Source organism: Peribacillus sp. TH27, assembly GCF_016650915.1.
Lineage (GTDB): Bacteria > Bacillota > Bacilli > Bacillales > DSM-1321 > Peribacillus > Peribacillus butanolivorans.
In genome coordinates this window covers 489,410-512,380 of the sequence record NZ_JAEKEV010000002.1, presented here as the reverse complement: position 1 = coordinate 512,380, position 22,971 = coordinate 489,410, and the positions used below count along the sequence as shown (strand labels likewise).

Sequence of the window (22,971 nt, the reverse complement as noted above, 5' to 3'; positions counted from 1 at the left end):
GGAAGGGGGGATATTTATGAGCGATAGAAGATTAGTTATTGCTGGCACCGGAAGCGGGGTCGGAAAAACGACATTGACCATCGGAATTATGGCAGCCCTCCAGAAGAAAGGGTATACCGTTCAGGGTTTTAAATGTGGTCCTGACTATATTGATCCAACCTATCATACAGCCGTTACAGGGCGAACTTCACGAAATCTTGACAGCTGGATGTTTGAGCACGATATCGTCCGAGAAATACTTAACAAAGCAAGCGTTGGAGCGGATATCTCGATTATCGAAGGAGTCATGGGCTTTTTCGATGGAAAAAATCCTTTATCGAATACGGGGTCAACAGCTGAAATCAGCATGATTACTGAAAGTCCTGTCTTGTTAATTGTCAACTGTGCGAGTATGGCGCGTAGCGCAGCTGCGATTGTTAAAGGGTTTCAAGCTTTTTCTAGGGGTCCGAACATTATTGGAGTAATTGCCAATCAAGTGGGAAGTGAGGGGCATTACAAAATTGTCAAAGCAGCCATCGAGCAGGAATGCGATGTTCCAGTGATGGGGTATATGAAGCGAGAGTTAGATATTGATATTCCTAGCCGTCATTTAGGCTTAATTCCTGCCATTGAACGAGGTGAACTTGAACCATTTTTCGATAAACTCGCTCATTTAGTTATGGAAACGATTGATATCGAACAGCTGTATCTCTTGGCTAAGACCAGCACCATTTCCAGTGGGAATTCAGGAATCTTTCAGTCTAGTAGCAAGAAAGACGTGTGCATAGCCGTTGCAAAAGATGCGGCCTTTAATTTTTATTATCAGGAAAACCTTGAGTTGCTTGAAGCAAAAGGAGCGAACATCAAGTATTTTTCTCCATTAAAAGGGGATGAAGTTCCGGTGGATGCGGATGGCTTATACCTTGGAGGCGGTTTTCCAGAAGAATTTGCAGATGAACTTTCTCGCAATGAAATTGCTATAAAATCCATCAGAAATGCCATTGAAAAGGGTTTGCCAACTCTAGCAGAATGTGGTGGATTCATGTTTTTGAGCAAATCTATTGAAACAACTTCTAGAGAAATGTATCCGATGGCAGGATTGATTCCAGGTAGGATCAAAATGCAGAAAAAGCTTGCGGCACTGGGATATCGTGAAATAACTGGAACCGAAAGCAATTTTTTAATAAAAGATTGTGAGCAGGCAAAAGGTCATGAATTCCACTATTCCACATTTGAGTCAGATGATGTGCTTCCGCATGCCTACGAGGCGAAAGGAAGATTTGGTTCAAAGAAAGAAGGGTGCATAATAGGTAATCTGGTTGCTGGTTATACCCATTTTCATTTTGCTTCCAATCCTAAACTTGTTGAGAATTGGATAGGTGCATGCTTAAAACAAAAAAAACTGATGGGACACGAAACATATCAACAATGAAAAGTTGTTTTTTTGATAAATAAGAGGAGGCAAGAGCATGAAACCGGGAAAGGTACATCTGGTCGGTGCGGGTCCCGGAGATCCGAAACTAATTACGGTATATGGAATGGAATGTATTCAAAAGGCTGATGTCATAGCTTATGACAGGCTCGTCAATCCAAAACTATTAACCTATGCAAAAGAAAATGCGGAGCTTGTATATTGCGGGAAATCACCCGGGAGACATCATCTCATTCAAGAAGAAATTCATTCACTTTTGGTAGAAAAGGCCTTGCAGGGGAAAAATGTTACCCGCCTAAAGGGAGGAGATCCGTTTGTCTTTGGTCGGGGAGGAGAGGAAGCTGAGGTCCTGGCGGCTAATGGGATAGAATATGAAATAATCCCAGGAGTAACTGCGGGCATTGCAGCTCCAGCTTATGCCGGTATACCGGTTACCCATCGTGAACATGCGTCGAGTTTTGCGATTGTGACCGGCCATGGACGTGATTACAAGGGTCAAGACAACCTGAATTGGCAGGCATTGGCTCAAGGAATTGATACCATCGCCTTTTACATGGGAATTGGTAATATGCCATTTATCTGCGAACAATTGATAGAGCATGGTAGGGACGAAGAAACACCAGTGGCTGTCATTGAATGGGGTACTACAGATAAACAAAGGACGATAACTGGAACCTTGAACACGATTTCTATGCTTGCTTTGAAAGAGGAAATTCAAAATCCGGCAATCTTTCTGGTAGGTGAAGTCGTTCAATTAAGAGAAAAAATCCAATGGTTTGAAAAAGTGATTGAATCAGAGTCTACGAGTGAAGGGAACGAGTCTAAATGTCTATCATTCAAGAATTGAAAGACCGCAGAGCTATTCGGAACTATGAAGAGCAAGAAGTAGAAGATGAAAAAATCAGGCAGTTATTAGAAGCAGCTACATATGCCCCTAATGACCGACTACGTGAACCTTGGGGGTTTTATGTAATAAAAGGAGACGCGAAGCAGCGCTACGAACAGTTGGCAGAAAAATATTTACATGAGCGTTTCCCGACCAAGCCGAAATTGATTGATAGTTCACTAGAAGTTGTAAAAACCACACCGCTTATCATTGTCGTAACCTCTGATATTTTGCCTGACGATCCGGAATCAACCGAGGACAATGTGTTTGCCTCTTGTTGTGCTGTCCATTCGATGTGGCTTGCAGCAAAAGAACTAGGTCTTGGCTTTGTATGGCGCACTAGAGGAGTAGGCCTTGTCAGAGATGAACGACTGCACGAATTTATCGGTTCGCCGGAAAACAAAAAAGTAATCGGTACTATTTTTATAGGCTATCCTAAAAAGGGTCAACCTGTTCCTGCTACTAAAAGAACTTCATACATAGAAAAAACAGTTTGGCTATGAAGGTAGGCGAATAAGATGGCTCGCAGAGGATTGTTTCTTATATATACCGGAAATGGGAAAGGGAAAACGACTGCCTCGCTTGGTGTTACTTTACGGGCGATTGGGAGAGGCATGAACGTTAAATTTCTCCAATTTATAAAATCTCCAGAGCGTACATATGGAGAGGCATTGGCTTTAAAGAAATTAGGGGTTGAAATGGAACAACTCGGGATTGGTTTTACATGGACCAAAACACCACAAGAGCATCGGGAGGCACTAACGATTGCTTGGGAAAAAGCAAAACAGGCCCTTTGTGATTCAACCATCGATTTACTGGTTCTGGATGAGTTAAACAATGCGTTAGCCATCTCTAAGTTCCCGATTGAAGATGTCTTGCCACTAGCAGAAGTAATCGATGTGATTCGTAATCGACCCGCTCATATGCATCTAGTCGTTACTGGCAGAGATGCCAAACGGGAACTGATGGATTTGGCGGATTTAGTCTCTAATATTGATGCGACTAAGCATTACTATGAAGAGGGAATCGGCGCTGTCAAAGGATTAGAGTTTTAAGGGGTGAGTCGAATGAAGGCAAGATCCATTATGATACAAGGGACGTCCTCTGATGTAGGGAAAAGTTTGATTTGTACGGCACTGTGCCGGGTTTTTTCCAATAAAGGATTACGAGTCGTACCATTCAAATCGCAAAATATGGCTTTAAATTCGTATGTAACGTTGGATGGCGGTGAAATCGGCCGTGCTCAAGGAGTACAAGCCGAGGCTGCACGTATTACAGCAACCACTGATATGAATCCGATTCTATTAAAACCGAAGCAGGATATGGTTTCAGAAGTCATTGTGCATGGAAAACATTTTCTTGATATGGATGCAAAAAGCTATCGATATCAATTTGTCCAAGAGGCCATGCCCATCGTTCGTAAATCGGTGGAAAAACTTCAGGACGAATATGACATTATCGTTCTTGAAGGAGCAGGAAGTCCAGCTGAAATCAACCTGAAGGACCGAGATATTGCAAATATGCGTATGGCCAAACTTGCAGATGCCTCGGTCATTTTGGTAGCTGACATTGATCGCGGTGGAGTTTTTGCGTCAATTATTGGAACACTTGCCTTATTGGATAAGGATGAACGCGAATGTGTAAAGGGGATTATCATCAATAAATTTCGTGGGATGCGTGAGCTATTGGATGACGGCATTGAATGGGTGGAAAAAGAAACAGGGATTCCAGTCCTCGGTGTACTTCCTTATATAGACGTGAATATTGAAGCGGAAGATTCATTAGCACTATCTTCCTTGCGGTTTAAAAAACCTAAAAAGGCGGAATTTCCAATCGATGTCGCCGTTTTAAGATTGCCTCGTATCTCCAATTTTACAGATGTGGATCCTTTCTTTGATGAACCGGGTGTAGGCGTCAGACTTGTAGGCAGTGTGCACGAATTAGGGAATCCTGACCTGCTTATCTTGCCAGGTACAAAAAACACGATGGAAGATCTAGAGTGGCTGAGAAGAGCAGGACTGGATAGGGCTATCCAAGATTTGCGTGAAAAAGGGACATTAATATTTGGGATATGTGGTGGATTTCAAATGCTTGGTACGAATCTTTTCGATCCTGATGCTGTCGAGGGCTGCGGAGAAAATGCAATAGGACTTTCTCTTCTTCCAGTACAAACCGTTTTTAATGCAGAAAAGAAAACGGTCCAAATGGAAGGTGTTCTTTCTTCAGGGATCATGGAAGGAGAAATGAATCTGACCGGATTTGAGATCCATTTAGGGAGAACATCATTGGACTCTGCACTAGTAAGGCCATTTCTTTTATTGAAGGATGGAAGAGAGGATGGGGCTATTTCTGCAGACAACAAAGTCATTGGAACCTATCTTCATGGGATTTTCCATAATCGCTTGTTTACAAGAATGCTAGTTAATCAAATTCGAAGGTCAAAAGGATTAGATGAAGTGAAGGAAAATGTTCAAAGTGACTTAGAGCGAAGAGAAGAAGCTTATAACCTCTTAGCTTCACATTTGGAAGAAAATATAGATATGGATACTATTTATGAATGGCTGCAGTTTGAAACCATGGAAAGTTGAATAGTAGTCTCACCTTATCCATCAAGCTATCGTGAATTATTATCCAAAATAAAGCGCAATTCTTTCCATGTATCATGGAAAGAATTGCGCTTTATTGTATATCGTAAGGATTCAAATGAACTAATATTCTTTCGTTTTTATATGATTTACTTTCGTGAAAATCACATTCACCATTAATTACAGGGTTAAACTTTCTTTTATTTAGTCATATTAAGTGACAGACATATACAAGATATGTTATGTTGGCTTCTCTACATAATTTATAGAATTAAAAGGATGAGGTGTTTGATATGAACAAAACAGAACTAGTGAGTAGTGTAGCAGCACAAGCTGAACTAACAAAAGACGACGCTAAAAAAGTAGTGGATGCATTGTTTGAAACAATCACAACTACGCTTGCTAAAGAGGAAAAAATCCAATTAGTAGGATTTGGAACATTTGAAGTGCGCGACCGTGCAGCTCGTACAGGAAGAAACCCACAAACAGGTGAAGAAATACAAATTGCAGCTAGCAAAGTACCCGCTTTTAAAGCAGGTAAGGAATTAAAAGAAGCTGTAAAATAAAATAAACATGTAGTGAAAAAAACTCTGGAGATGAGAAAAGTCTCCAGAGTTTTTTTATTTAAATAAGTTTCATTTTAAAAGTTTATTCTTTTATTTGCGTTTAATTTAGGCCGTACTAACATTTAGTTATATTGCGCTGAAAAAGGTAGCTATTGAAGTTAAACAGATTTAACAAACGAAGATTTTTAATAAGTACTTATTAGTAAGGTTTATCTCTAGTATATGTTAGGCTATAACAATAAAACAGTAAGCGCTAGAAAAGAAGAAAAGAGGTGAAAAATATGTTTAAAAAAATAATGAAGAAAATTAAGCTGACTTTCCGAAGGCAGTGACGAGCGAAGACATAGCCATTATCGCCGAGGCTGACAGTAGCAGTAGCGAGCAGGGGTATAAACGGTCTCCAATGAGTGGTAGTAACCGCTATAAACGAAAAGGAGGGAGGAGTAGCAGTTAATACCCCTCCATGAATTAATTTATTTTTCTTTAGATATAAGTGCGACATGAAGATCTGCTGAAAGTTCACTGATATCTGAATAAGGTTCTTGAATTCTTAATAACCTTTTTAGTAAATGTACGGTTTCTTTTTCTAAAGAAAGTTCTTCTGTCCAAGGAAGAACTTTTTTATTGTTGGAAGAGTAAGTCGTATAAAGTAAATATAAAAGTATGTCTCCTAAATCATAATAGTCCTGCTGTTTCATTTCTAATTCTTTTGATGATGAACAAAATGGGTCAACCGAGACAATCTGTTTCGACAGACCAAAGTCGATTAAAAAAGGCTCTTTGTCTTTTAGTAAAATATTTGGAATTCGTAAATCTTGATGGTACATACCATTTTTGTGAAGATAAGCTACTAATTCTAGCAGGTGAGCAAGTAAAAGTAGAGACTCTTTCTCTTTAAAGGTTTTATGATTTAAGAAAATTTGGTCTTCCAAATTGTCCCCTTCAATGTAATTCATTACATAATAAAAATATCCGTTATTTGAAAATTCATCATATAACTTAGGCATACTTTTGTGGTTTAACAAACGCAGAATAGAGATTTCATTTTCAAACAGCTTAATCTCTTTTTTGATACGGCGTTTACTTGGACGAAGTTGTTTGACTACTCTATTCACATTTGTTTTCAAATCTTTGCAGAGATAAACAATGCCGTAACTTCCAGTTCCTATAACACTTATGACCTCGTATCGATCATACAAAACTGCACCTTTTTTAATAGGTTTATCTACAAAAAACTGAAAGAACTTTCGAATGGAACGCCAAATTGAAACTTTCCTCACCTCTTCATTTACATTGGAGTCATACACACATAGGACAATTATGATTTAAATTAACATTATATTTTCTTGATGCTTTAAAAAACAAAACAGTTTGGAAAAAGAAGCATTATGGTTATTATTTACTTTTCTGATAGTATTTGCTGTTTATGCCTTGTATAATAATAAAAAGCTTATAAAAAGGAGATATCTGATGACTATGAGGCCACATTTGTCTTTACCTAAAGAATTAGAGAAATTCAGGAAAGACATTGAATCAACTATGCAACCGACTATAAAAATCTCGACATCAACGAACAAGCCGACTTTGTTTGCAAGCAAGTTTGCAGGCTATCCTTATTTACCTAAAAATTTTGAACACCCAATCGATGGAAAAGGGAACTATATGAAACTATTAGCGCAAATCAATTTTGAAGATTTACCACGTGTACTAAATGATATGCCACAAAAAGGTATGTTGCAAATTTTCCTTTCTGGTGACGATGATGTTATGGGGCTTGATTTTAATAATCAAACCAACCAAAAGAATTTCCGGGTCATCTATCATGAAGATATCTTGAAGGAAGGCGAGGTGACAACTGATTTCTCATATATGGCCACTTTTGAAGATGAGCATTTTCCAATTGGAGATGAGGTTAGTCTATCTTTCTCGGTAAATTTTGAAGCCGTTTCTACCTCTGATCGAGCTTTTGATGAATTCTATGGTGAATTAGATTTTGAGGAAATAATAGGAGAAGATGAAAATGGAGATGAAATTACTCTCTTGGAATTGTATGAAGAAAACCTATCTAATGAGGGTCATAAGATTGGTGGATATGCTTTTTTTACGCAATCTGATCCAAGGGAAGATAGATCTTATAAGCATTATAACGTCTTATTACTACAAATTGATACAGACGATGATAATGAGATTATGTGGGGAGATTGCGGCGTAGCTAACTTCTTCATCAAGGTAGAGGATTTAAAGAAACTTGATTTCTCTAACGTTTTATACAATTGGGATTGTCATTAATACTGGTATTAAGTGTAACGAGTAGAATATTTATTAGATCTCAGGTGTACATATAGATAAATCGTTACTCTGCTATCAAAAATTTAATAGATTGAGATATAAGATATTAATCTAGGAGCTGTTTATTAGTGGAAACACTACTCATTTTTAAAGACGCCACATCACATAAGTTCTGGAAAATTCATATTGCAGGAAACACATTTACCGTGACATATGGGAAAGTAGGTACTATAGGTTCGGTGAAATCAAAGGAGTTTGAATCAGAAGAAATCTGTAAAAACGAAGGAGAGAAACTGATTCAATCCAAAATTAAAAAAGGGTATGTGGTGACCCAATTGTCAGATCAGGTTGTAAAAGATAGTTCGATGACAGAAGATTTGTTTTGGGGATTACTGGATAGATGCAAGGAAAAGGGAAACGATGCTGATGAACAGGTCGAGTGGTTAGTCGCTCAATTGTCAAGAAAACCTGTGAAAGATATAATTATGTTTGAATCGATTTTTAAACAATACTATTACAAGTTGCACACATCCAATTTATGGGCAGCTGCCTATATTGTCATGGGTGGGTGTTCAGATGATTGCTTTGACTATTTCAGAGCATGGGTTTTATATCTTGGAAAAGACCCTTATGAAGCGGCTATACAAAATCCTGAAACACTGCTTCCCTATTTTATATTATTGAAAGAGCAAGAAGAAATACCCCAGCTGGAAGAATTGCTTTCTGCAGCATGTATGGCCTACGAAGAGAAAACGGGGCTGGATGATGATAGGTATGATAAATTATACCATCAATTGGCGAAAGATGATTATACCGAACCAGAAATAGAATTTGATTGGAATGAGGATGATGAAGAGGGGTTACGTCAAAAGTTTCCTTTGCTATGGGAAGCATTTGGAGAAAATCCGTTAGATTGAGCAAAAATCATTCTTTTGAAGGAGTATTAGGTGGCATCACAAAAACAAGTGATGCTGCTTTTCTTATGAGCACTCTTATTTTTTAAAAGGTTACTTTCCATATTTGATGTGTTGTAATTGTCCACGCTACACCTTTCATTTGCATTGAATATTATGTATAGTTAGTATTATATGCAAAATAGTTAGAATATTCAAAATAGAGAGAAGGGAAGTTATGAGCTTAACAATCACAGATTTGTTTATCGGACAGATTGCTAGTCTTCAGCGTACTTTTAATGAATCAGATGTAAGGTTATGCAGTGAATTAACAAAAGATTATAGCCCGATTTATCAAGTGAATAAAGAGGAGTGGAGAAGCAATTACAGCAAGCCGATTGTTCCTGGTTTGTTAACAGAAGGGCTTATTACTCAAGTAATAAGTGAAAAACTCCCTGGCAGTGCCTGTATTTTACTACAAAAGGAATTAGTGTTTTACCATCCTGTACATATAGGAGATATGATTTCGGCTGAGCTGGAGGTTATTGACATTAATTTAAATAGAGATTGGGTGACACAAAAGGTGACTTGCTATAATCAAGCAGGAATTGAAGTTATTAAAGGACAAGTTGTGATATTAGTTTTAACTAATCAAGATGTTAGGTGATGTGAATGGAAAACGTCAAAAACGTTAAAAGAAATTGGGGATCAATTGAAGTCGATGAAAACGGAAAAGTTATAGGCGCCAGTGCTGATTTTTATGAGCATTTCACTATAATACCGACTGATTTGATAGGGGAGTCCATTGCGAAGGTCATTCACACTTCTACGAATAATTCTTTAAAAAATCCTGATAAAAAACATGTGTTTCCCGGTGTGATCTCAGGACACTCTTGTTTTATTAGAACTATTCGAAAAAAAAGCATTACCATTTATAATGTAATCATCCGACAAGAAGAGCTTGAATACGCTGATTTAGTATATTATGCCAATTCCTTGGATAGGCATAAAGCTAAGAAAAAAACTGGAAGTCAAAGTCGATATGGCTTTGAAGAGATTGTTGGAAAAAGCCAAGCGATTGAACGGATAAAAGAGCTGGCAGCTAGAATTGCTACCAGTAGTTCAACAGTGCTGCTTACCGGAGAAACTGGAACAGGTAAGGAACTGTTTGCTCAAGCGATTCATGGTTTGAGTACAAGAAAATCACACCCGTTTGTTCCGGTCAATTGTGCTGCAATACCAGATGAATTATTTGAATCGGAGATCTTTGGTTATGAAGCTGGGGCATTTAGCGGTGCGAAAAAAGAAGGTAAACCTGGGAAAATAGAATTAGCTCAAAATGGTACCCTTTTTTTAGACGAGATTTCTGAACTGCCTTATCAGGCTCAGGGCAAGCTCTTACGTGTCTTACAGGAAAGGGAAGTAGAAAGACTCGGTGGAACAGGGAGTAAGAATGTCGATATCCGTATTATTGCGGCGACGAACAGAGATCTAAAAACCCTTATTCAAGAAGGAAAATTCCGGCAAGATTTATATTACCGTCTTTATGTTTTTGAATTGAAAATTCCTTCATTAAGGGAACGGCCGGAAGATATTCTTCCGTTAGCTTATTATTTTATCGATTATTTTAATAACAAATTAGGGTGTAACGTTAGAGAAATTGAGCCTAAACTCCAAGAATGGCTTTCAAATTATAGCTGGCCCGGAAACGTTCGTGAATTTAAAGCAATTATCGAACGAGGTATGAATATCGTAGAGGGACGGACTTTAACATTGGACTCTTTATATTTTACACCTAATTTAACTTTGCATGATGAGGTAGAGGAACTGGGAATTTCTTACTCAAGTAGCTTGGATGAGGTGGTCGGGAAAGCTGAGATATCTGCTATTCAGCGTGCGTTAACAGAGTCGGATGGAGATCGTTCTTTAGCCGCTCAAAAGCTGAAAATTCATATTGCGAGCTTATATAGAAAAATTGCGAAGTACAAGCTGAAATAACGTTACTATAAAGTTGATAAGTGAAATATAAATCAAGTTAGCCTTTGAACACACTTTAGAAGTGTGTTCTTTTTTTGATTTCGCATATTTGATTTGCAAGATTGCGAAAAAAATTAAAAATGCGAAAACGATATTAAATGAAGCCTGATATGCAGCAAAAATAAGTTGGCACACAACTTGCAATAATAGATTGACAAAGGATGAAGTTACTTAACTTAGATCATAAGATAGCCCGTGAATAGATTGTTTTGTAACTTCGTTAAACATAACAAAGGAGGTAATAATATGTTGAATTTTTCCTTTACAGAAGAACAAGATTATTTTCGTAAAATGTTGAAAGAATTTGCGAAGGAGGAACTGCTTCCTCACTATACAAAGTGGGATCGAGAAGAGATTACTCCAAGACACTTGTGGAAAAAGCTTGGGGAGTTAGGCGTAAATGGCCTGCGGATTCCAGTTGAGTATGGCGGTAGCGGTGCCGACTGTGTGACAACGGGGATTGCTGCGGAGGAGATAGGACGAGGTGATTTCAATCTAACCTATGCTGTGATGTTGAATGCGTTAATAGGTGAAATTATCAATAATCACGCTAGAGAGGAATTGAAAAAAGAATGGCTTCCCAAAATTGCGAGCGGGGAAAAAATTGTCGGCATCGCTATTACAGAACCATCGGCAGGGACGGATGCAGGCGGGATTAAAACAACAGCAGTACATAAAGGGAATGTATATGTTCTTAATGGAGAAAAGTCAGGAATTAGCGTAGCTACATGTGGAGATGCCTTTGTTATATTTGCAAAAACAGAACCTGAATTAGGAAATCGGGGAATTAGCGCTTTTATAGTTCCTGCCAATCTTCCAGGAGTTGAATGCAAAGGTTACAAAGACATGGGTAATATTCCAATTAGCAGAGGTTCTATCTATTTAAACGATGTAGAAGTTCCAGAAGAGTATATGATCGGTCTTCAGAATAAAGGCTTTTCCCAGGTGATGAATGGGTTTGATCTAAGCCGGCTCTTAATTGGATTGCAATGTGTTGGGGCTGCCTCACAAAGTATTGATGAGACCATCGAACATGTGAAAGTTAGACATTCTTTTAACAAGCCGTTGGCAACGTATCAAGGAGTTTCATTCCCAATAGTGACTCACTATACTCAGTTAGAGCTTGTGAAGTGGCAAGCCTATCGAGGACTTTGGCTTCGTGATCAAGGGTTGAACCATAGTAAAGAATCAGCTTCAGTAAAATGGTTAGGTCCAAAATATAGTGTAGATGCCATTCATGAATGTTTACTGTTGAACGGCCACTATGCTTATACGAAGGAAATGCCGCTAGAGCAACGTTTACGTGACGTCATTGGTTTAGAAATTGGTGATGGAACTGCTCAAGCCAATATGATGGTCATTGCAAAAGACATTATTGGAAAAGAATTCCGATCATATTAAACTAGAGGATTGTAGTGTATGGAAAAGGTAAATTGCTATTTTATCGGTCAAATTGCAAGAGTGCAAAGAACCTTTACAGAGGATGATGTGAAGCGCTGGAGTTTGTTAACGCAGGATTTCAATGATGTCTATGACCCGGAATTTTTCAGTAAAGATTTAGGTCGCTCACTGGTCCCAGGAATTTTAAGCGAAGGTCTCCTAACAGAGGCAATCAGTAAAGAGTTGCCAGGTGGATCATGTGTCATTATACAAAAGGAATTAGTGTTCATACATCCAGTTCAAATCGACAACACGATTACAGCAGAGATAGAGATTATTGATGTGAATGTACAGCGAAATTGGATCACAATAAAAGTTCGATGTAGGAATGAACTTCGTATTGACGTGATTCAAGGGAAAATTATTCTGAAACTATTATGACAATGGAGGGATTAATACGATGGAATTAACAGATGTTTTATATGAAAAAACCAATGGGATTGCAAAGATTACAATGAATCGGCCTAAAGTCTACAATGCTTTTCGTGCAAGAACAGTTCAAGAATTAATTTGGACCTTCCGTGATGCTTGGGACGATAACCGTATTGGCGCGGTAATCTTGACAGGAGCTGGAGAGAAGGCATTTTGTGTCGGTGGAGATCAAAAAGAAAAAGGAGAAGAAGGTGGATATGATTATTCTGGAGGTTTAGGGGGAGGGATGGGGTTGGAAATTGAAAATCTACACCAAACAATCCGCAATATCCCAAAGCCTGTTATTGCAGCGGTTAATGGATTTGCTATTGGAGGTGGGCATGTCCTTCATGTCGTTTGTGATTTAACGATTGCATCTGAAACGGCAAAATTCGGCCAGAGTGGGCCTAAGGTAGGAAGTTATGATGCCGGATTTGGTTCTGCTTATCTAGCCCGAATTGTCGGTGAAAAGAAAGCAAGGGAAATCTGGTATTTGTGTGAACAATACACTGCACAAGAAGCAAAAGAAATGGGACTTGTGAACAAAATCGTTCCCGCAGAACAACTGCAACAAGCAGCAGAAGAATGGGCGGAAAAGATTCTCGAGAAGAGCCCGACAGCGCTTAAAATGCTTAAATACTCCTTTAATGCTGATAGTGCAAACATCCAAGGGATTTCTCAGCTATCGATGGGCAGTCTAGCGATGTTTTACAACACGCAAGAATCGGAAGAAGGAAAGAATGCTTTCCTAGAAAAGCGGCCAGTAGATTTTAAAAAGTTCAGAAGGTAATGAGGGGGATGGAAACTAGTGAAATTGGATACGATTTTGAGTCAAGAATATGTGGAAAAATATCAATGTATTTGGCCAAATCGAACGATTTTAGATTATTTAAATGATGCGATAGAGAATGATCCAGATAAAATAGCGATTATTGATAAAAAAAGCCGTTTTACTTACAAGGAACTCGGTAAGTTGGTTGATCGAATCGCTTTAGGCCTTTTGAATATAGGATTGGGAAAAGGAGATGTTATCTCTTTTCAACTGCCTAATTGGAATGAGTTCATTATCCTTCATTATGCGGTTACAAGGATAGGCGCCATAAGCAATCCCTTAATTCCGATTTATCGTGATCGGGAAATTGGCTATATGGTCGAAATGGCAGAGTCTAAAATGATCGTTGTTCCAGATAGTTTCCGAGGTTTTTATTATCCTGCCATGATTGAGAGGCTAAGCCATAAATGGCCTTCATTAGAACATATTTATGTGATAGGGGACGAAGTGCCGAATGGGATGAAATCTTTCTCTTCTTTGCTTGAGGAACCTTGGGAAGAGCGGATGGATGCATCCATTTTGGATGAAATCATACATGACCCAAATGATGTTACCGAAATTATCTTTACATCGGGAACGACGGGGAGTCCAAAGGGAGTCATGCATACACATAATACTCTTTGTGTATCAACGAATTACTGGATTGACCATTTACATTTAACATCCGATGACGTCCTATTCATGGCGTCAACATTTGCTCATCAAACTGGATTTGGTTATGGGGTGAGGCTACCAACTCATTTTGGGGGTACAGGTGTTTATCAAGACATTTGGAATCCGAATGAATTTATTGAATGGATTGAGAAGGAGAAGATAACGTTTACAGCGGGTGCGACTCCCTTTCTGCAAGATATGATTCAAATGGAGGGAATAGAAACGTACAATCTTAACTCATTCCAAGTCTTTGTAGCTTTAGGCGCCCCGATTCCAAGGCAGTTGGTGAAAGACGCGGCAGAAAAAGTACGGTTCAAAATATTGTCAGGATGGGGACAAACAGAAGATGGCCTAGTGACCTTGACGAGACTTGAAGATTCAGCAGAAAAACTGACAAATACCGATGGGGTTCCATTTCCGGAAATGGAGTTGAAAGTAGTGAATTTTGAAGGAAAGATCTGCGCTCCAAATGAAGAAGGTGATTTACTTGCTAGGGGTCCTGCCCTATTTGTCGGGTATTTGAAGAGGATTGATGACACCATTGCAGAACATAAGGACGGATGGTTCATTACCGGTGATCGAGCAATTATGGATGAAGAAGGATATATCAGGATTTCTGGAAGAAACAAAGACATTATCATTCGTGGAGGTGAAAATATACCAGTCGCTTACGTAGAAAACGTATTATATGAACACCCGGATATTTCAAGCGTGCAGGTCATTGCTGTACCAGATGTTAGGCTTCAGGAAAAAGCATGTGCATGTATCAGCGTAAGACCAGGGAAGAGCCCGATTACAATGGAATCATTAAAGAAATTTCTATATGAAAAAGGTTTGGCCAAACAATATTGGCCAGAACAACTTGAAATCATGGATGATTTTCCGCGTACTCCTAGCGGGAAAATCCAGAAGTTCCATCTTCGGGAAATGATAAACGAAAAGATACAAGACAAAATATAGGACCAGTTAATGTAACCACATAGCAATTTCATGATAAAAATGGAGGGATTTATGATGAATAACCGAGTAGCATTTATCACTGGAGCAGGAAGCGGAATTGGTAGAGAGATTGCTAAAACATTAGCCTCTCGAAATATGAACATTGTTGTGGCCGATATCAATAGTAAAAACGCAGAAGAAACTGTTTCTTTAATTGAGCAAGCGGGTTATGAAGCTAAGGCCGTCTATTGTGATGTAACGAGTTTAGAGAGTGTGAAAAAAGCAGTTGAAGAATCAGTGAGCCTTTATCAAAAGATTGATGTATTGGTTAATAATGCAGGATGGGACAAAGTAGAACCTTTCCTAAAAAGTGATCCAAGCACTTGGAAAAGGATTATCGATATTAATTTACTGGGTCAAGTTCATACTTGTAAGGAAATTTTACCGCTTATGATTGAAAACGGTTACGGAAAGGTAGTCAATATTGCGTCGGATGCAGCAAGAATTGGATCTAGCGGTGAGGCCGTCTATTCGGCTGCTAAGGGTGGGGTCATTGCGTTCACGAAAACAATAGCAAGAGAAATGGCACGTCATAAGCTTAACATCAATTGTATTGCGCCAGGTCCAGCCGACACGCCTTTATTTCAAGAAATTGGTTCTTACAATGAAGGAATAGCTGGAGCTTTGGAGAAAGCGATTCCGTTCCGTCGTTTAGCTCAACCAGAAGATATTGCCGGTGCTGTGGCCTATTTTGTTTCGGAAGAAGCAGGATATGTAACTGGGCAAACTCTTTCCGTCAATGGCGGCTTAACCATGGTTTGACTTTATGAAACTGATTAAATGGTAATCACAAAAAGTAAAACTATAGCCTGAAAATATTTCTTAGGATTTTTAATCACCCAGTGGGTCAAATAGGTTGATTTTGTTTGATTTGATAGCCATTTGTATTATTTCGAAGCTTAGGAGAATAGTATCCTCCTATATGTAAAAGAAATCGGGTTAAGGAATTAAACCTAATACCAATAGAAGGGGGAGAAAATACCGTGAATTTTGAATTTTCAGACGATATCAAAATTTTAAAACAAGGAATCCGAGAATTTATTGATAACGAAGTAGAACCACATGCCATGTTAATTGAAGAAAGCAATGAAATCCCAGAAATCATTATGGGGAAATCGAAAGAAATGGGACTGTTTGGCCTTAGCATTCCTGTAGAATATGGTGGGTTAGGCATTGATATGGTAGGGAAATGCGCCATTCTAGAGGAGTTGGGAAGAACACATAACGGTTATACAACAGTAATAGGCGGACATACGGGAATTGGCGGCGTTGGAATTGTAGAGATGGGAAATGAAGAACAAAAACGCAGATATTTACCTGACATGGCATCAGGTGACAGAATTGGCGCTTTTGCTTTAACTGAACCAAGCGCAGGTTCACATGCCTCAAATCTGAAAACAACAGCGGTTAAAAAGGGTGAAAAGTATATCCTGAATGGAAGCAAACATTACATTACTAATGCTCCAATCGCAGATGTGTTTACAGTAATGGCTGTTACAGATCCTTCTAAGGGTGCAAAAGGAATCACATCTTTTATCGTCGAAAAAGACTCCCCAGGATTTCAACTAGGAAAAATCGAACGGAAAATGGGCCTTCATGGTTCACATTCTTCTGAAATTTTCTTTGAGGATTGTGAAGTTCCAGTTGAGAATGTATTGGGTGAAGAGGGGCAAGGGTATATGAATGCCCTGAAAATCTTGGCGAATGGACGTGCAGGAATGGCAGCACGAAACCTAGGGTCGTGTGAAAAATTACTTGAGATGTCGATTGATTTTGCTCATATGAGAATTCAGTTCGACAAACCAATCTTCGAACAACAAATTATTCAACATTACTTGGCAGATATGGCATTAGATACAGAAGCCCTTCGATCCATGACCTATCGCGTTGCGTGGATGGTTGATCAAAAAAAGAACGTCATTAAAAATGCGGCTATGGTCAAGTTACTTGGTTCAGAAACGTATAATCGTGTAGCTGATAAGGCTCTCCAAATTCATGGAGGGATTGGTTACATTTCTGAATATCCCATTGAACGTTTTTATCGTGATGCACGTATTACGAGAATTTATGAAGGTACATCCGAAATCCAAAAGAATATCATAGCGGCTCAGCTTCATAAACAGTACCAACGATAATTAGGAAAGCAGGATTAATAGTAAAATAAACTTTGCTTAAGGTTAATAGAGAATATTTTTTATGTGATTAAGTTCGATTTCCAAAGAGTATGTTAGGCGATTTTTTATTTAACATATCGTTGGATTTTATACATTACTAAAAAAACTTTATTTAATAAGTTTGACAATTAGATTGAACGTGTTAATATAAAGGCAAATGAACTAAATATACAATTTGTACCACTAGGGGTGCTTTACAGGTAAAAGTCAATTTTACCGCAGAAGCTGAGATTAAAGTATAACTTTAAGACCCTTAGAACCTGATCTGGTTTACACCAGCGTAGGGAAGTGGGGTCATGAAACAATACGTTTATGTATTATTTCAAGTACAACCACTTTCTTTACGTCGGTAAAGGAAGTGGTTTTTTATTTGCTCAAAAGAGGTGATTATAGGTTACCAATCATTATTTATCCAGTTTCATTGCTTAATAAAATACAAATTTGGAGGTATAGAAAATGAAATTTTCAGAGGTCATTCGTAAAGAAGTAGATCATATTTGGGAAGCAAGCTTCAATCACCCGTTTGTTAGAGGAATTGGAGATGGCACATTGCCAGTAGAGTGTTTTCGTTTTTATGTCATGCAAGATGCATATTATTTATCTCACTTTGCTAGAGTTCAAGCTTTAGGTGCAGTCAAAGCAACAGATTTACATACAACTAGTCGACTAGCAAGCCATGCACAAGGAACATATGAAGCTGAATTAAAGCTTCATGAAAATTTTTCTGAGAGATTAGGTATTACAGAAGAAGAAAGGAAAAACTTTAAGCCTGCTCCTACTGCCTATGCCTACACATCCCATATGTATCGTGCCGCGTATTCTGGCCATTTAGGGGATGTGATTGCGGCCATCTTACCGTGTTACTGGCTGTACTATGAAATAGGTGAAAAACTGCAAGGGTGTATACCTGATGAGCCAATTTATCAAGAGTGGATTGCGGCATACGGAGGAGAATGGTTCCGTACGTTGGTAGAAGAACAAATCGCGAGACTTGATGAGATCGCTGAAAAAGTAACGGAAGAAGACAAAGAAAGAATGAAAGAGCATTTTATCCTTAGCAGTCAATATGAATACTCATTTTGGGAAATGGCTTATCGCTTAGAAACTTGGCCAGTGCATAAGGAAACATTAGAAGTATAAAGGAGATTGACAATGAGAAAAGGGTTGAAATTAACGGATATTTTAGTCACAATCGTGATTGCCGTCGCATTTGGAATAGTTTATATCCTTTGGGGATCGATATATTATTCCGTTAAACCATTAGGGTTACATGTAGATCAATTAATTTATGGAATGTGGTTTATAGCAGGGCCCGTTGCTTTTTTAGTTATGAGGAAACCGGGTGTGGCTCTGTTGGCAGAAATCGCGGCAGCGTCCGGTGAATTCTTTTTAGGTTCACCGTGGGGATTAACCGTACTCTTATATGGAGTTGTACAAGGAGTATTCGCGGAACTGGTGTTTATGGCGTTCAGGTATAAAAAGTTTAATATGTCGGTTGCTGTATTAGCGGCGATAGCTTCATGTGTAGGATCGGTCCTCATGGATTTTGCATACGGAGAAATTGGTGCCCTCTCTCTTTGGAATTTACTATTATTTATGATTGCAAGATTTATCGGGTCAATTTTCTTTGCTGGTGTATTTGCTTACTATCTAGTAAAAGTATTAGAAGCAACAGGAGTAACTAATCTAGTTCGTCCAGTATCAAGTAAGGATTATGCTGCACTGGATCAAAAGTAGAGGTTGATAAGTATGGAACGAATAGCTCTTGTTGAAAAGTTAAGATTGAAGTTTCCCGGTGATGAGTCCTTGATATTCAAGGACTTATCCGTCTCGTTTGATAAAGGTGAAAAAGTTCTATTGTTGGGACCGTCCGGATGTGGAAAGTCTACACTTTTGCAAGTGTTAAGTGGGCTGATCCCACATTCCATTGAAGTCCCGATGAAAGCGAAAGAACTGGAGAGCCCTTCTTCATGGGGATATGTTTTTCAAGACCCAGATAGTCAGTTTTGTATGCCATTTGCAGATGAAGAAATTGCCTTCGTCCTTGAAAACCTTTCCGTTCCTAAGCAGCAAATGAATGAAAGGATTCACAATCATATCCGGCAGGTAGGATTACACTTAGATGATATCCATACAAGTATTGATACATTATCAGGCGGGATGAAACAGCGTTTAGCGATTGCGTCAGTATTGGCACTTGAACCTGAAGTGATATTTTTAGATGAACCAACCGCTATGCTTGATCCGGTTGGAACAAAAGAAATTTGGGGTGTTTTAAAGGAAATTGGCAAAGACAAGACCGTTATTATCGTTGAACATAAAATTGACCATGTTTTAGAATTTATCGAACGAATAGTGCTTTTTAACGATAACGGTCAAATCATTGCTGATGGTCCCAAAGACAACATTCTTTCATTATACAAAAACAAAATGAAAGAACATGGAATCTGGTTCCCTGGTGTTTGGGATGAGTATATTCATGACCATGCACCCATTCGTGAACAAACGGAAGTTAATGATGGCGGTACCATTATGCAAATGCAAGGTTTTAGAGGTTTCCGAAAAAAGGAAGAAAAAATTATGGTTGAAGAGCTGCAGATCCACTCAGGGGAATGGATTGTCATCAGCGGAGAAAATGGAGCGGGCAAGAGTACGCTTTTGCATGCACTGATGCAGTTCATTAAAACGAATGGTTATTATGATTTGATGGGAACCTCGATTAAAAAGGTGAAAAATCTAACAGATTACATGACGTTTGTCTTTCAAAATCCTGAGTTTCAATTCGTTGCGAATTCTGTATATGAAGAAATCGCTTATTCATTACGAATTGACAAAAAGCCTCCAAAAGAAATAGAAGAGAGAGTTCATGCACTGCTTGAAGTGTTCCACCTTACGGCCCATCGCGATAAACATCCTTTTCAATTATCGATGGGTCAAAAGCGGCGATTAAGTGTAGCGGCTTCAATAGTGAAAGAAAAAAAGATCATTCTTTTAGATGAGCCTACCTTTGGCCAAGATTCGAAAAATACCTTTGCCTTACTGGAATGGTTCGAGGAATATCGAAAGCGGGGTATTACAGTGATTATGGTAACCCATGATGATCATATTTCAAAAAACTTTGCAACTAGGATCTGGACGGTTAAGGATGGGAAAGTAATTAGTGATGAAAAGATTAGCAAGCAACTAGCGTTTATAGAGACCGAAGTTTTATCACTATAGAAGGGGTGTCATGTAAGTGAATGTTTCGAGTGCAGAAACATGGCTCCATAAGATTAATCCAAGCCTTAAGCTTTTTGTATTAATTGTGTTATGTATGGTGGCGTTATTTATTAAAGACCTAAATTATATGATTAACGTTACCATGGGTGTTTTACTCTTATTTTTGTGTTTTTCCGGTCATCCGATAAAACGTATTTTACTCCTATCAATTCCTTTTTGTTTCATTTTTTTATCTACTTCTTCTGCAATGATATTATTCGGACAAGGGGAAACACTTTGGTTTAAGTGGGGACTCATTTCGATTACGGAAGAGAGTTTCATGAGGGGATTATTGGTTGGCTTTCGAGCCTTGCTTTTTGCGGTACTTGGATTAACTTTTTCGTTAACGACGAGACCTGTCAACCTGTTTTATTCCTTAATGCAGCAAGTTAAGCTTAAACCTAAATATGCTTATAGTTTCATGGCGGCGTTAAGGCTTATTCCTATCATGTTGGAGGAATTTCAAACGATACGGAATGCGATGAGGGTACGTGGCGTCGAAAGGAAAAAAGGAATAAGATCCGTATATTTTAAAATGAAAGCCTACTCCATTCCGTTGTTATCCGGAAGTATTAGACGGGCTCACCGGATTGCGGTTGCGATGGAGGCCAAACGATTTTCAGATACCAGGAATCGAACATACTATTATGAATTTGGGTTTTCTAAAAATGACCATGGGTTCATTCTGTATTTTGTCATCTTGTTGTTGGCAGGGTTTTATCTATCTGTCCAATTTCCGTATTTATCAATTTGATTAAAGAAGAATTGATTATTATCGTTAAGGAGTTCTTAGTATGAATGCACAAGAATTGCATATTATTTCTACTGGGAAACAGCCAATTGAAAAGTTTGTTGAGATTGCTTCAAACATTCAGGATTATGTTGATTTCTTTTATCTTAGAGAAAAGCAGATGAGTGCGTCACAACTCTATAAAGCTGTGACCTTATTACATGAAAAAAAGATTCCGTTGTCTAAAATCATTATTAATGACCGAGTGGATGTAGCTTGGGCTATGAAGGTTTTTGGTGTGCAATTGGCTTTTCATAGTTTAGATGTCAGAGTCGTAAAGCAAGCATTTCCAGAAATCAGGGTTGGGAGCTCTATTCATTCCTTTGATGAAGCAAAGGCTGCTTTCCATAATGGAGCCAATTACGCGATTTATGGCCATATTTTCGAAACAAACTCAAAACGAGGTCTCGCTCCTAAGGGAGTAGAGGAGCTTCAAAAAATCACGATGAATATCAAACTACCTATTATTGCAATAGGTGGAATAACACCATCTAATAGTCAACTTGTACTAAATTCAGGTGCACAAGGGATCGCGGTTATGTCAGGTGTTCTAGAAGCGGAAAATCCAATAAAATCTGCAAAAGAGTATGCAAGGTCTTTAGGAAAGGAGATATAAGATGAATTCCATATATGATGCGATCATTGTAGGTGGTGGTGTAATTGGAGGGTCTATTGCTTATCAATTAGCTAAACGAGGTAAAAAAGTCCTTTTATTAGAGAAAGATAGACTTGCTAGTAAAGCATCTAGTGCAGCTGCCGGGATGTTAGGAGCGCAATCCGAGTTAGAATCTGATAACCCGCTTTTTACATTAGCAAGACAAAGCAGGGGGATGTTTCCCGAGCTGTCGGAAGAATTAAAAGACATAAGCGGGATTGATATTGAATTAGTTAACAAAGGAATGTTTAAGGTAGCACTTACTAGTGAACAAGAATCAGATTTGAAGAACATGATCAAAATCCAGCAAAAAGCCGGGCTTGAGGCGGAATGGTTTACAACTGCTGAAATAAGAAAAAAGGAGCCTCTTCTTTCTGATGAGATTAGAGGTGGTATGTATATTCCAAAGGATGGACAAGTTTCGGCCTCTAGGTTGTCGCTCGCTTTTACTAAATCTGCTGCTGCTCTAGGCGCTGATATAAAGGAATATGTACATGTCTCTGATTTGATTATTGAAAACGCGTGTGTAAGAGGTGTGGTCACTAATATAGGAGAATTTTTTAGTGAAAATGTAATAGTAGCAAGTGGAGCATGGAGCAATTTTCTTCTAGAAAAGGCCGAGGTAAAGCTTGATACATATCCCGTAAAAGGCGAGTGCTTTTCAGTTTTGACTAATCGTCCATTGCTTGAAAAAACGATTTTTTCACATGGGTGCTATCTTGTACCTAAAGTTGGCGGGAGAATCATTGTTGGTGCGACGGTTAAAGCTCACACTTTTGACCAAAAGGTAAGTATCGAAGGAATTTCAACATTAATAGAAAAGGCAACACATCTGCTTCCAGCACTTAAAGAAACGGAGTGGGAAAAAGCATGGGCTGGAATACGTCCTCAAACAGGAGATGGCCTACCTTACTTTGGAGAACATCCAGCATACAATGGACTTTTTATTGCAACGGGTCACTTTAGGAATGGAATTCTACTATCTCCTATTACGGGTGTACTTATAGCAGATATAGTTGAAAGAAAGGCAAATTCTGAATGGTCTGCTTTTCGAGTGGATCGTTCGATAAATACAATTTTTTCATAATAGA

23 protein-coding genes and 1 riboswitch are annotated in these 22,971 nt (G+C 38.6%); of the genes, 22 read left to right on the top strand and 1 reads right to left on the bottom strand.

What is annotated here, in order from left to right:
* Nucleotides 1-16 precede the first annotated feature (16 nt).
* The 6 genes from JFU24_RS03965 (at nucleotide 17) to JFU24_RS03940 (ending at nucleotide 5,448) form a co-directional block, all read left to right on the top strand.
* Nucleotides 17-1,411, top strand: a complete 1,395-nt coding sequence (locus JFU24_RS03965; protein ID WP_201249532.1) for a cobyrinate a,c-diamide synthase — start codon at nucleotides 17-19, stop codon at nucleotides 1,409-1,411.
* 37 nt (nucleotides 1,412-1,448) lie between these two features.
* Nucleotides 1,449-2,258 carry a uroporphyrinogen-III C-methyltransferase gene (gene cobA, locus JFU24_RS03960; RefSeq protein WP_201180803.1) on the top strand — a complete coding sequence of 270 codons (810 nt, stop codon included), beginning with the start codon at nucleotides 1,449-1,451 and terminating at the stop codon, nucleotides 2,256-2,258.
* Nucleotides 2,237-2,800, top strand: coding sequence for a nitroreductase family protein (locus tag JFU24_RS03955; RefSeq protein WP_201224719.1), 564 nt, complete (start codon nucleotides 2,237-2,239; stop codon nucleotides 2,798-2,800). The genes cobA and JFU24_RS03955 overlap by 22 nt, the downstream gene beginning before the upstream one ends.
* A 15-nt stretch (nucleotides 2,801-2,815) precedes the next feature.
* Nucleotides 2,816-3,352, top strand: a complete 537-nt coding sequence (locus JFU24_RS03950) for a cob(I)yrinic acid a,c-diamide adenosyltransferase (protein WP_201180801.1) — start codon at nucleotides 2,816-2,818, stop codon at nucleotides 3,350-3,352.
* A 12-nt stretch (nucleotides 3,353-3,364) separates the two neighbouring features.
* The gene (locus JFU24_RS03945; protein ID WP_201183289.1) at nucleotides 3,365-4,885 is read left to right on the top strand and encodes a cobyric acid synthase; all 1,521 of its coding nucleotides are present in this window, start codon (nucleotides 3,365-3,367) and stop codon (nucleotides 4,883-4,885) included.
* Between the two features lie 290 nt (nucleotides 4,886-5,175).
* Complete coding sequence (locus JFU24_RS03940; RefSeq protein ID WP_061462953.1) at nucleotides 5,176-5,448, top strand: HU family DNA-binding protein; 273 nt, start codon at nucleotides 5,176-5,178, stop codon at nucleotides 5,446-5,448.
* Nucleotides 5,449-5,921: 473 nt separating this feature from the next.
* On the opposite strand, the gene JFU24_RS03935 is transcribed toward JFU24_RS03940, so the two are convergent.
* Nucleotides 5,922-6,728 (bottom strand): protein kinase domain-containing protein, encoded by an 807-nt coding sequence (locus tag JFU24_RS03935; protein ID WP_342214664.1) that lies wholly within the window; start codon nucleotides 6,726-6,728, stop codon nucleotides 5,922-5,924.
* Between the two features lie 190 nt (nucleotides 6,729-6,918).
* Here JFU24_RS03935 and JFU24_RS03930 point away from each other — a divergent pair, with 190 nt between their 5' ends.
* The 16 genes from JFU24_RS03930 to thiO all read left to right on the top strand — a co-directional run bounded on the left by JFU24_RS03930 (nucleotide 6,919) and on the right by thiO (nucleotide 22,967).
* Nucleotides 6,919-7,737, top strand: coding sequence for a YwqG family protein (locus JFU24_RS03930; RefSeq protein ID WP_201183287.1), 819 nt, complete (start codon nucleotides 6,919-6,921; stop codon nucleotides 7,735-7,737).
* Between the two features lie 128 nt (nucleotides 7,738-7,865).
* The gene (locus JFU24_RS03925) at nucleotides 7,866-8,654 is read left to right on the top strand and encodes a DUF4240 domain-containing protein (protein WP_098174643.1); all 789 of its coding nucleotides are present in this window, start codon (nucleotides 7,866-7,868) and stop codon (nucleotides 8,652-8,654) included.
* Nucleotides 8,655-8,868: 214 nt separating this feature from the next.
* The gene (locus JFU24_RS03920; protein WP_053345859.1) at nucleotides 8,869-9,297 is read left to right on the top strand and encodes a MaoC/PaaZ C-terminal domain-containing protein; all 429 of its coding nucleotides are present in this window, start codon (nucleotides 8,869-8,871) and stop codon (nucleotides 9,295-9,297) included.
* A gap of 5 nt (nucleotides 9,298-9,302) precedes the next feature.
* Nucleotides 9,303-10,628 carry a sigma-54 interaction domain-containing protein gene (locus JFU24_RS03915; RefSeq protein ID WP_201224715.1) on the top strand — a complete coding sequence of 442 codons (1,326 nt, stop codon included), beginning with the start codon at nucleotides 9,303-9,305 and terminating at the stop codon, nucleotides 10,626-10,628.
* A gap of 285 nt (nucleotides 10,629-10,913) precedes the next feature.
* On the top strand, nucleotides 10,914-12,068 hold the full coding sequence (locus JFU24_RS03910; protein WP_200949460.1) for an acyl-CoA dehydrogenase family protein: 1,155 nt from the start codon (nucleotides 10,914-10,916) through the stop codon (nucleotides 12,066-12,068).
* 18 nt (nucleotides 12,069-12,086) lie between these two features.
* A complete protein-coding gene (locus JFU24_RS03905) occupies nucleotides 12,087-12,488 on the top strand; it encodes a MaoC/PaaZ C-terminal domain-containing protein (RefSeq protein WP_201224714.1) in 402 nt (133 codons plus the stop codon).
* 19 nt (nucleotides 12,489-12,507) lie between these two features.
* Nucleotides 12,508-13,308 carry a 1,4-dihydroxy-2-naphthoyl-CoA synthase gene (gene menB, locus JFU24_RS03900; RefSeq protein WP_053345862.1) on the top strand — a complete coding sequence of 267 codons (801 nt, stop codon included), beginning with the start codon at nucleotides 12,508-12,510 and terminating at the stop codon, nucleotides 13,306-13,308.
* 18 nt (nucleotides 13,309-13,326) lie between these two features.
* Nucleotides 13,327-14,964, top strand: coding sequence for an AMP-binding protein (locus tag JFU24_RS03895; RefSeq protein ID WP_201249531.1), 1,638 nt, complete (start codon nucleotides 13,327-13,329; stop codon nucleotides 14,962-14,964).
* 54 nt (nucleotides 14,965-15,018) lie between these two features.
* Nucleotides 15,019-15,765 (top strand): SDR family NAD(P)-dependent oxidoreductase, encoded by a 747-nt coding sequence (locus tag JFU24_RS03890; RefSeq protein WP_201180794.1) that lies wholly within the window; start codon nucleotides 15,019-15,021, stop codon nucleotides 15,763-15,765.
* Between the two features lie 221 nt (nucleotides 15,766-15,986).
* On the top strand, nucleotides 15,987-17,138 hold the full coding sequence (locus tag JFU24_RS03885; protein ID WP_201224712.1) for an acyl-CoA dehydrogenase family protein: 1,152 nt from the start codon (nucleotides 15,987-15,989) through the stop codon (nucleotides 17,136-17,138).
* Nucleotides 17,139-17,352: 214 nt separating this feature from the next.
* Nucleotides 17,353-17,481, top strand: a riboswitch (TPP riboswitch).
* A 152-nt stretch (nucleotides 17,482-17,633) separates the two neighbouring features.
* Complete coding sequence (tenA, locus tag JFU24_RS03880) at nucleotides 17,634-18,317, top strand: thiaminase II (protein WP_053345866.1); 684 nt, start codon at nucleotides 17,634-17,636, stop codon at nucleotides 18,315-18,317.
* A 12-nt stretch (nucleotides 18,318-18,329) separates the two neighbouring features.
* The gene (locus JFU24_RS03875) at nucleotides 18,330-18,914 is read left to right on the top strand and encodes an ECF transporter S component (RefSeq protein WP_201180790.1); all 585 of its coding nucleotides are present in this window, start codon (nucleotides 18,330-18,332) and stop codon (nucleotides 18,912-18,914) included.
* Between the two features lie 12 nt (nucleotides 18,915-18,926).
* Nucleotides 18,927-20,396 (top strand): ABC transporter ATP-binding protein, encoded by a 1,470-nt coding sequence (locus JFU24_RS03870; protein WP_201249530.1) that lies wholly within the window; start codon nucleotides 18,927-18,929, stop codon nucleotides 20,394-20,396.
* A gap of 16 nt (nucleotides 20,397-20,412) precedes the next feature.
* Nucleotides 20,413-21,189, top strand: a complete 777-nt coding sequence (locus JFU24_RS03865; RefSeq protein ID WP_309559055.1) for an energy-coupling factor transporter transmembrane component T family protein — start codon at nucleotides 20,413-20,415, stop codon at nucleotides 21,187-21,189.
* Between the two features lie 40 nt (nucleotides 21,190-21,229).
* Nucleotides 21,230-21,841: a thiazole tautomerase TenI gene (gene tenI / locus JFU24_RS03860; RefSeq protein WP_201224710.1), complete on the top strand. Its 612-nt coding sequence runs from the start codon at nucleotides 21,230-21,232 to the stop codon at nucleotides 21,839-21,841.
* 1 nt (nucleotide 21,842) lies between these two features.
* On the top strand, nucleotides 21,843-22,967 hold the full coding sequence (gene thiO, locus JFU24_RS03855; protein WP_201224709.1) for a glycine oxidase ThiO: 1,125 nt from the start codon (nucleotides 21,843-21,845) through the stop codon (nucleotides 22,965-22,967).
* The last annotated feature ends 4 nt before the right edge of the window (nucleotides 22,968-22,971 follow it).

Bases quoted from the DNA above. Each gene is read 5' to 3' on its own strand.
- JFU24_RS03950 (WP_201180801.1), top strand. From the start codon at position 2,816: ATGGCTCGCAGAGGATTGTTTCTTATATATACCGGAAATGGGAAAGGG.
- JFU24_RS03905 (WP_201224714.1), top strand. From the start codon at position 12,087: ATGGAAAAGGTAAATTGCTATTTTATCGGTCAAATTGCAAGAGTGCAA.
- JFU24_RS03945 (WP_201183289.1), top strand. From the start codon at position 3,365: ATGAAGGCAAGATCCATTATGATACAAGGGACGTCCTCTGATGTAGGG.
- JFU24_RS03890 (WP_201180794.1), top strand. From the start codon at position 15,019: ATGAATAACCGAGTAGCATTTATCACTGGAGCAGGAAGCGGAATTGGT.
- JFU24_RS03910 (WP_200949460.1), top strand. From the start codon at position 10,914: ATGTTGAATTTTTCCTTTACAGAAGAACAAGATTATTTTCGTAAAATG.
- JFU24_RS03965 (WP_201249532.1), top strand. From the start codon at position 17: ATGAGCGATAGAAGATTAGTTATTGCTGGCACCGGAAGCGGGGTCGGA.
- tenI (WP_201224710.1), top strand. From the start codon at position 21,230: ATGAATGCACAAGAATTGCATATTATTTCTACTGGGAAACAGCCAATT.
- menB (WP_053345862.1), top strand. From the start codon at position 12,508: ATGGAATTAACAGATGTTTTATATGAAAAAACCAATGGGATTGCAAAG.
- JFU24_RS03930 (WP_201183287.1), top strand. From the start codon at position 6,919: ATGACTATGAGGCCACATTTGTCTTTACCTAAAGAATTAGAGAAATTC.
- JFU24_RS03875 (WP_201180790.1), top strand. From the start codon at position 18,330: ATGAGAAAAGGGTTGAAATTAACGGATATTTTAGTCACAATCGTGATT.
- thiO (WP_201224709.1), top strand. From the start codon at position 21,843: ATGAATTCCATATATGATGCGATCATTGTAGGTGGTGGTGTAATTGGA.
- JFU24_RS03915 (WP_201224715.1), top strand. From the start codon at position 9,303: ATGGAAAACGTCAAAAACGTTAAAAGAAATTGGGGATCAATTGAAGTC.
- JFU24_RS03940 (WP_061462953.1), top strand. From the start codon at position 5,176: ATGAACAAAACAGAACTAGTGAGTAGTGTAGCAGCACAAGCTGAACTA.
- cobA (WP_201180803.1), top strand. From the start codon at position 1,449: ATGAAACCGGGAAAGGTACATCTGGTCGGTGCGGGTCCCGGAGATCCG.
- JFU24_RS03920 (WP_053345859.1), top strand. From the start codon at position 8,869: ATGAGCTTAACAATCACAGATTTGTTTATCGGACAGATTGCTAGTCTT.
- JFU24_RS03870 (WP_201249530.1), top strand. From the start codon at position 18,927: ATGGAACGAATAGCTCTTGTTGAAAAGTTAAGATTGAAGTTTCCCGGT.
- JFU24_RS03955 (WP_201224719.1), top strand. From the start codon at position 2,237: ATGTCTATCATTCAAGAATTGAAAGACCGCAGAGCTATTCGGAACTAT.
- tenA (WP_053345866.1), top strand. From the start codon at position 17,634: ATGAAATTTTCAGAGGTCATTCGTAAAGAAGTAGATCATATTTGGGAA.